Origin of the sequence: Chryseobacterium sp. KMC2, from assembly GCF_016756935.1 — a bacterium.
In the GTDB taxonomy this organism is placed as follows: Bacteria; Bacteroidota; Bacteroidia; order Flavobacteriales; family Weeksellaceae; genus Chryseobacterium; species Chryseobacterium rhizosphaerae.
The window spans coordinates 143,664-150,932 of the sequence record NZ_JAESIT010000012.1 but is presented as its reverse complement, the minus strand read 5'-3'; the positions used below and the strand labels follow the sequence as shown (position 1 = coordinate 150,932).

The 7,269-nt window shown below is 35.4% G+C and carries 7 protein-coding genes; 3 read left to right on the top strand and 4 right to left on the bottom strand.

Going from position 1 to position 7,269, the window contains the following annotated elements; all coding sequences use genetic code 11:
• The first annotated feature begins 112 nt into the window (after positions 1 to 112).
• The gene (gldJ, locus tag JML65_RS15465; protein WP_047487409.1) at positions 113 to 1,714 is read left to right on the top strand and encodes a gliding motility lipoprotein GldJ; all 1,602 of its coding nucleotides are present in this window, start codon (positions 113 to 115) and stop codon (positions 1,712 to 1,714) included.
• Between the two features lie 155 nt (positions 1,715 to 1,869).
• Positions 1,870 to 3,141, top strand: coding sequence for a UDP-N-acetylmuramoyl-tripeptide--D-alanyl-D-alanine ligase (locus JML65_RS15460; protein ID WP_202271352.1), 1,272 nt, complete (start codon positions 1,870 to 1,872; stop codon positions 3,139 to 3,141).
• Between the two features lie 71 nt (positions 3,142 to 3,212).
• Here JML65_RS15460 and JML65_RS24020 read toward each other — a convergent pair whose 3' ends face one another.
• Positions 3,213 to 3,824, bottom strand: coding sequence for an NUDIX hydrolase (locus JML65_RS24020; RefSeq protein WP_047487415.1), 612 nt, complete (start codon positions 3,822 to 3,824; stop codon positions 3,213 to 3,215).
• A gap of 36 nt (positions 3,825 to 3,860) precedes the next feature.
• Between JML65_RS24020 and JML65_RS15450 the strand changes: the two genes are divergently transcribed.
• Positions 3,861 to 4,250: a hypothetical protein gene (locus tag JML65_RS15450; protein ID WP_047487421.1), complete on the top strand. Its 390-nt coding sequence runs from the start codon at positions 3,861 to 3,863 to the stop codon at positions 4,248 to 4,250.
• 53 nt (positions 4,251 to 4,303) lie between these two features.
• On the opposite strand, the gene JML65_RS15445 is transcribed toward JML65_RS15450, so the two are convergent.
• The 3 genes from JML65_RS15445 to JML65_RS15435 are packed head-to-tail and all read right to left on the bottom strand — an operon-like array spanning position 4,304 to position 7,228.
• Positions 4,304 to 5,347, bottom strand: coding sequence for an anhydro-N-acetylmuramic acid kinase (locus tag JML65_RS15445; RefSeq protein ID WP_202271351.1), 1,044 nt, complete (start codon positions 5,345 to 5,347; stop codon positions 4,304 to 4,306).
• Between the two features lie 11 nt (positions 5,348 to 5,358).
• On the bottom strand, positions 5,359 to 5,949 hold the full coding sequence (gene lptC, locus JML65_RS15440; RefSeq protein WP_047487427.1) for an LPS export ABC transporter periplasmic protein LptC: 591 nt from the start codon (positions 5,947 to 5,949) through the stop codon (positions 5,359 to 5,361).
• Between the two features lies 1 nt (position 5,950).
• Positions 5,951 to 7,228 (bottom strand): hypothetical protein, encoded by a 1,278-nt coding sequence (locus tag JML65_RS15435; RefSeq protein ID WP_202271350.1) that lies wholly within the window; start codon positions 7,226 to 7,228, stop codon positions 5,951 to 5,953.
• Positions 7,229 to 7,269: the final 41 nt, after the last annotated feature.

Below are 7,269 nucleotides of genomic sequence, written 5' to 3'. Positions count from 1 at the left end.
TTGCGATACAATAAAATTAATTTGTTAACGTTTTTCAAAAAAATCAAATCTTTATTTGATTTATTGAATAATTTATTTTTTCTTTGTACTCTTGAAAATATTTATATCGACTATGAAAAAACTAAAGTTGTTTTCATTAATAGCATTAAGTTCTACACTTGCATTAACCAGTTGTGGCGGGTCAGGAACCAGCAAAGGTGGTGGTACCAAAAAATTTGTCAGTAAAACAGGTTGGAAGCCAAACGAAAAACAGGGTTGGTTTTTTGCAGGAAAGCAACAGAAGCAGAAGGGGTGGCCTGGAATGGTATATGTAGAAGGTGGAACTTTTACAATGGGATTAGTGAAAGATGATGTTATGCACGATTGGAATAACACACCTCGCAGAATGCAGGTAAGTTCATTCTTTATCGGAGAAACTGAGATTACAAACTATGAATACCGCGAATACCTGACATGGTTGAAGTATGTATTCCCACCAAGTGACCCTAGTTTTAAGGAAATCTATAACGGTGCTCTACCGGATACCTTATTATGGGACAACAAACTAGCTAGAAACGATTATAATGAAACGTATCTGCGTTCTCCGGAATTCGACTACTATCCTGTAGTAGGAGTTTCATGGACTCAGGCAAACAGATATTGTGAGTGGCTGACAGACAGAGCAAACGAAAAAGCTTTGATGAGCGCTGGTATTATTGCTAAAGATTTGTATATCAACGAATCTAATAACCAGGGAGGAACAGCCTTCAATATGGATAAATTCAAAGCGAATGATCCTGAAATGCAGGGTTACATCAATGAGCAGAGAATGCAGCAGAAAACTGGTCTTAAAACAACAAACCAGAGACTTCTTTCTGCAAACAGAGCTCCAAATTCTGCCATGGTACAGAAGTTCAGACTTCCTACTGAAGTAGAATGGGAATATGCTGCTCTTGGTATGGCTAAGAACAGAGAATATAACCAATACTTAGGTAAAAAACCTGAAATCGAAAGATTAAGAGGTACCAAAGGAAAAGAAAGAGGAATGTTCCTTGAAAACTTTAAAATGGGTAAAGGTGACTATTCCGGTATTGCAGGATGGAAAAATGACGGATCTGCACAAACTTCAGATGTAAGACAATATCCATCTAATGATTTAGGAGTATATGGTATGTACGGTAACGTTGCTGAATGGACAGCGGATGTTTACAGACCTATTATAGATGAAGATTACAACGACTTCAATTATTACAGAGGTAATATGCCTCAGGCTATTGTAAGAAACGGTGACGGAACTTATAAAATGATTGACGAAGGGACTATTAAATACGATACTTTATCTGACGGTAGATTAGTGTATAAAGGACTTCCTGGACAGTTCGAAAGACAGACAATTGCTGATTACAGAAACTACAGAGACGGTGACAGACAATCTTCTTTAGAATACAGAAGAGAATCAGACTCAGCTTCATCATTCGATATGTATAATGCACCTCGTCAGAGTTTCATTGTAGATGCAGGAGGTAAAGTGAAAATGCTGAAAGACGGTAAAGACAGAACTTCAGGAATCTCTAATGACGTAAGAGTTGTAAAAGGAGGATCTTGGCAGGATACTGCATACTGGCTGGACCCGGGTCAGAGAAGATATAAAAACCAAGGCAAGGCTTATGGTTGGATTGGATTCCGTGTTGCACAGGATGCAAGAACAAACGATAAGAACAGAACTAGAAGATAATATATTTATCAAAAAATACTTAAAAAAAACCTTCCGGATTTCCGGAAGGTTTTTTTATTTTTGAATCATGAAATCGCTTTGGTTAAAAAGTCTGAAATACTCATATAGATTTGGCGATTGCATGTGACCTCTAAAAAAAATATATATATTTCCACATGAATATAGAACAATTTTATCCTTTAGTTTTACAGGCAGGTAAAGTAACGATAGATAGTAGAAAAATAGCAGAGAATGATATTTTCTTTGCCTTTTCCGGCGAAAATTTCAATGCCGCAACTTTAGCAGAAAAAGCTATAGACGATGGTGCTTTGGCAGTAATCGTAGAACGGCCGGAATTTGAAAACAGAGATAAGAATATTTTCTATGTTCCATCTACTCTTGAGTTTTTACAGCAATTAGCAATATACCACAGAAATAAGCTTAGCATACCTTTTATAGGGCTTACAGGAAGCAATGGGAAGACTACAACAAAAGAACTGATACATGCAGTGCTGTCAGAAAAGTTCAATGTTCAGTATACATATGGAAACCTGAATAATCATATTGGTGTTCCTCTGACTATTCTTTCTATCAAACCGGAACATGAGATCGCGGTTATAGAAATGGGGGCCAATCATCAAAAGGAAATAGAACTGCTGTGTACTATTGCACAACCGGACTTCGGGTATATTACCAATTTTGGAAAAGCCCATCTGGAAGGATTTGGAGGTTTTGAAGGAGTGATCAAAGGAAAGTCTGAACTTTACGATTATCTTACATCAAACCAACGGACCATTATCGTTAATGAAAATGATCCTATCCAGATCGAAAAAACGCAAAACTACCCATCTACCATCACTTTTGGAAATGAAGGGTCAGATTATAACTTTGAATCTTTCTCAGAGGAACACTTTGTAGGTTTGTCTTATCAGAATGTCAAAGCTCTTTCAAAACTGACAGGAGATTACAACTTCACCAATCTTTGTGTAGCGGCATGCTTTGGGCTTCATTTCGGAATTGGCTTTGAAAAAATAAAACATGCTATTGAGCAGTATACCCCGACGAACATGCGTTCACAGGTGGTAAAAAAAGAGAATAAAACATTGGTGTTGGATACTTATAATGCTAACCCAAGTTCTATGACGGTATCACTGAATAATTTCATCAGCTTTGAGGGGCGTAAAACCATTATTATTGGAGATATGCTGGAATTGGGTGCTGAAAGTGAAAAGGAGCATCAGAACATCTTAAAACTTGCTCAGGATTTAAATTTTGATGAAATCATTACGGTAGGAAAACACTTTAAAGCAGTGAATTCTTCAAACCTTGCTTTTGAAGATACATCATCATTAATTGAATACCTGAAGCAGACTCCGATTCAGTCTGAAAATATTCTTCTAAAAGGATCCAGAGGGATAGCGCTAGAAAAGGTGATCGACTTTATATAGTCTGATAAAAAAACAAAAAAGGCTGGAAGTTTAAGTTTAATAACTTCCAGCCTTTTTTATTTCTTTCAGGGCTACAGATTTTTCGAATTCCAAAAATCTTTTACAATCAGTTTAATATTTTTGAAAGTGCTTGGAAACACTTCGTTTTCTATTTGCTGTCTTTTTTTCCATGCCACTTCAGTAATCCCTTCTTCCGCTTGAGGTTTAAACGTATCTTCTCCACTAAAATTCATCTCAAACCAGTGGGTGCATTTTAGTATTTTTTCACCGTTTCTTTCCACATAAATATGGTAAGTGGTATTAATGAACTGTACGAGTTCTACGTCTTTAAGACCGGTCTCCTCTTCAATTTCTCTTACTGCTGATTCCTCCTGAGATTCACCTTTCTCCATTTTACCTTTAGGAAGATCCCATTTACCCAGCCTTTTGATGAAAAGAATTTCACCTTCAGGATTACTTACAATTCCTCCCGCTGCTTCAATGATCCTGAATAGCTTTTGAAATTCCTTCCAGATCTCATCAATATTCTCACCGAAAACATTGAGTTCTTTTACAGAAGTATTCTCTAAAATATCTAATGCAATCTCTAAAGTTGTGAAACTTTCGTACCCAATACTTTTTTCAAGTTCCTCGGGATGCTTAGATACTAATAATTTTTTTTCGTTCACAAAAACTTTATACATTTGTAAGAATTAAGAATTTAAATACAAAAATAAAAAATGAATTTAGAAGGACGAAAGATTATTGTTAATAAATCATCTAAAGAGCTGTCAGAATTACTGAAGTCTCCAGAAAATTATAAAGAATTTATGCCGGATGGTCTTCAGAAATTTGAAACAAGAGACAACGGTTTTAAATTCGGATTACAGGGAATGCCGGAAATTGCATTGAAAATAGATGAAGTTAATGACCAGAAAGCAATCTTGAAATCAGCAAGTTCAAGTTTAGACTTTACATTAACGGCAACTTTAAACCCTATTAATGAAAATCAGACAGAAGTACAAATGCTTTTTGAAGGGAAGTTTAATCCATTCATCAAGATGATGGTAGAAAAGCCGTTACAAAATTTCATTAATGCATTGACTGATAAGATCGAAGCTTACAAATAAATAAAAACCTTCATTTTTGAAGGTTTTTTTATGTTGTATTATTTTTTGTCTCTCTAAACAATGATACCTGAACTATGATCGGCTGTACTCCCTGTAGCCGAAGAAAGGACGTTGATCTCGCTGTTCATTTTCAAAACACCCATAAAGGCAAAAATAAGGGCTTCTTTGTAATCAATGATTTCCTTGAATGGGATAATAATTTCAGAGGTTGTTTTAGCTTTTATTTTTTCAATTAAAAATGTGTTATAAGCACCTCCACCGGTAAAAAGAATATTCCTGATATTATTTTTATTGATGATATTGGAAATTTGCTGGGCAATATGCTCTGTAACCGTTGCCAGCAAACTTGCTGTTTCTATATTCTCAAGCATTGGAAATACATACTCATTACACCATTCTACCCCTAAAGATTTGGGGTGGGGCTGCTGATAGAAATCTAATGAATTGAGTCGGCTTAACAGTTCCTCATTTATTTTTCCTTCTCTTGCCAGATTTCCGTTTTCATCAAAGCTGAGGTTTAATTTTTGGGCTAATTGATTCAGAATGATATTGACAGGAGCAATGTCAAAAGCTATTCTTTGACCATTGAGCTGTAAAGAAATATTCGAAAACCCACCCAAATTAAGACATGCATCATAGTCTGAAAAAAGAAGCGCATCACCTATGGGAACTAATGGGGCTCCGTTTCCTTTCATCAGTACATCCTGGCTTCTGAAATCATAGACTACAGGTAACCCTGTTTCCAGTTTGATCGCTCTGCCATCTCCTATTTGAAGAGTGAATTTTTTTTGAGGCTGGTGAAAAACAGTATGGCCGTGAGAAGCGATAAGACTGATGTTTTCAAGCTGATATTTTCGGATAAACTCTTTAACCTGCTGACCGAGGTAAAAACCATATTCTGAATGCAGTTCTAATAAATCTTCCGCTGATAAATGAATGGAACTTCTGAGTTTATTTTCCCACTCCTTAGAATAGGGTAGGGTTTCTGCTTTCAGGATCTTAAAGGTCCATGTATCTTGCTTTTCAAATTCAGCAAAGCAAATATCCAAACCGTCCAGACTTGTTCCGGACATAAGGCCAATTGCAAGAGTTTTCATGATGATAGGATTTATTTTTTATTTTCAGAAATCCTTTTTGAACTAAAGTCTCCCGAGTTGTTATAAAAGGTATATTCAGAAAAATCATCTTTAGCAGTCATTCCATTAGCACCTACCAATGTAGATCCATCTTCCATAGTTACATACACTGTATCTTTGGTATAAATCCTGTTCTTTTTCTGATCCCAATAAATACTCTGCATGGCAAACCTTTGTCCTTCATTGGTGGTAATCCTTACATCACCTTTTGCTTCGTAGAATTTTTTGTATTCAAAAATACGGGCATATTTGGCTGTGATCTTTCCGGGAATTTTCGGTTTCTTTTTATCAAAGAACTCTATATTGATCCCTTTCCTTGCTACCACATACGGACTGTCTATAAGTTCATATTTTTCAATGATAGGAGCTTTGGCCTTTAAAGTGACAAAACCGGAATCACGCTGTACAATATTGGCATTATTAATGATTTGTGAGGGGAAGTTTTTACTTTGGCTACCTTTATTTTTGGTAAGATCCTCTTCACATGATGTCAATATAAAAAATATAGCACAACTAAAAAGGCATGCTATATTTTTATATGATATTTTTTTTGAAAAATTCATTCTAGTTATAAAGAGTCTTTCTAAACCATTTATCAGCAAAATTAAAGCCGATTCTAAAATTAATGAAGTTCTGATTGATCAGGTTATCATTAAGAGTTCCTCTCTTACCTATTTCTACTCCTATTTCAAGTCCGCTCATTCTGGTGATGCTGCTGGTCTTGAATGGAAGCATTACTCCGGCAGAAATACCAAATTTGTTAATGCTGTTACCCTCCAGTTTAAGATTTCCTCTTTCATAGAAAGCTCCATATCTGTAAATTACTCTTGAGAAATAATTTCTGAAGTTATTGTAGTTAGGTAAGTACCATCCACCGGCAGAAATTCTATAGGTATCCTGGAAATCGAAAGTTTTTCCAAAATAAGAGACATCCTCTCCTTTTTTATAGTCAATCTGTCCTGAGAAGAACCAATGATTTTCACTTCCATATCCTACCCCTAAAGAGGCTTGTAAAGGAAGAAGATTCTTGGAGCTTGTATTTTTCTGCTCTATAGTTTTTTCATCAGTTTTAGTTCCTGCTGCATCAGCAAATCTGTAAGTACTGTTGATGTACTCAGTAGTCATATTGCTGGTATTTCCAAAAGTAGCAGTAGCTCCAATTGTTAATTTTTTATCAGTACGGGTATTTAGAGTCTGATAGCTGGTACCAAGTGTAAAGTTAAAGTTTCTTACTTTATTTTTAGTTTCATATCCATTAACGTACTCAGAAGTTGAGGTACCGAATTCGTTCAGATCATATAAGTCACCAAAATAAAGATTGGCTCTTGCTCCAACAGAAAATTGCTGATCTATTTTGTAAGAAACAGCTACCTGTGCTGTATTTAAAGTACCACTTCCTTTAAATCTATTATTGTAAGCAATTCCGTCTCTTGTTTCAGTGCTTAAAATATCATAACTTTTAGAACTGTAAGGCTGATAAGAAAGTCCCATCTTTACCTTTGGAGATAAAGGGAATGCCAAAGCAATATTGGAAAGATACGTAGAATGCTTTGTAGATTTCATATCGTTATAATTCGATTTGAAATAATTGTTTTCATTGGTAGCCTCCAGTCTGATACTTGTAAGTTCGAAATTGGCGTTGTTTGCAGGGTTTGCAAAATTGAAACTACTGGTGAAATCACTTATAAAAGCAGTTGATATACCTCCCATTGAAGTAGTTTCGATCGTATTATCATATTTTACATCTCCAATTCCATACGTTGCATAGGGCGAGTTACCTAGACTCTGTGCATTCAGGAAGTATCCAGCTGATATGAATGATACTACAAAGATTTTTTTCATTCTTTATTTTTAAAACAATGCGCAAATATCTTAAATATTAA

Bases quoted from the DNA above. Each gene is read 5' to 3' on its own strand.
- gldJ (WP_047487409.1), top strand. From the start codon at position 113: ATGAAAAAACTAAAGTTGTTTTCATTAATAGCATTAAGTTCTACACTT.
- JML65_RS15460 (WP_202271352.1), top strand. From the start codon at position 1,870: ATGAATATAGAACAATTTTATCCTTTAGTTTTACAGGCAGGTAAAGTA.
- JML65_RS24020 (WP_047487415.1), bottom strand. From the start codon at position 3,824: ATGTATAAAGTTTTTGTGAACGAAAAAAAATTATTAGTATCTAAGCAT.
- JML65_RS15450 (WP_047487421.1), top strand. From the start codon at position 3,861: ATGAATTTAGAAGGACGAAAGATTATTGTTAATAAATCATCTAAAGAG.
- JML65_RS15445 (WP_202271351.1), bottom strand. From the start codon at position 5,347: ATGAAAACTCTTGCAATTGGCCTTATGTCCGGAACAAGTCTGGACGGT.
- lptC (WP_047487427.1), bottom strand. From the start codon at position 5,949: ATGAATTTTTCAAAAAAAATATCATATAAAAATATAGCATGCCTTTTT.
- JML65_RS15435 (WP_202271350.1), bottom strand. From the start codon at position 7,228: ATGAAAAAAATCTTTGTAGTATCATTCATATCAGCTGGATACTTCCTG.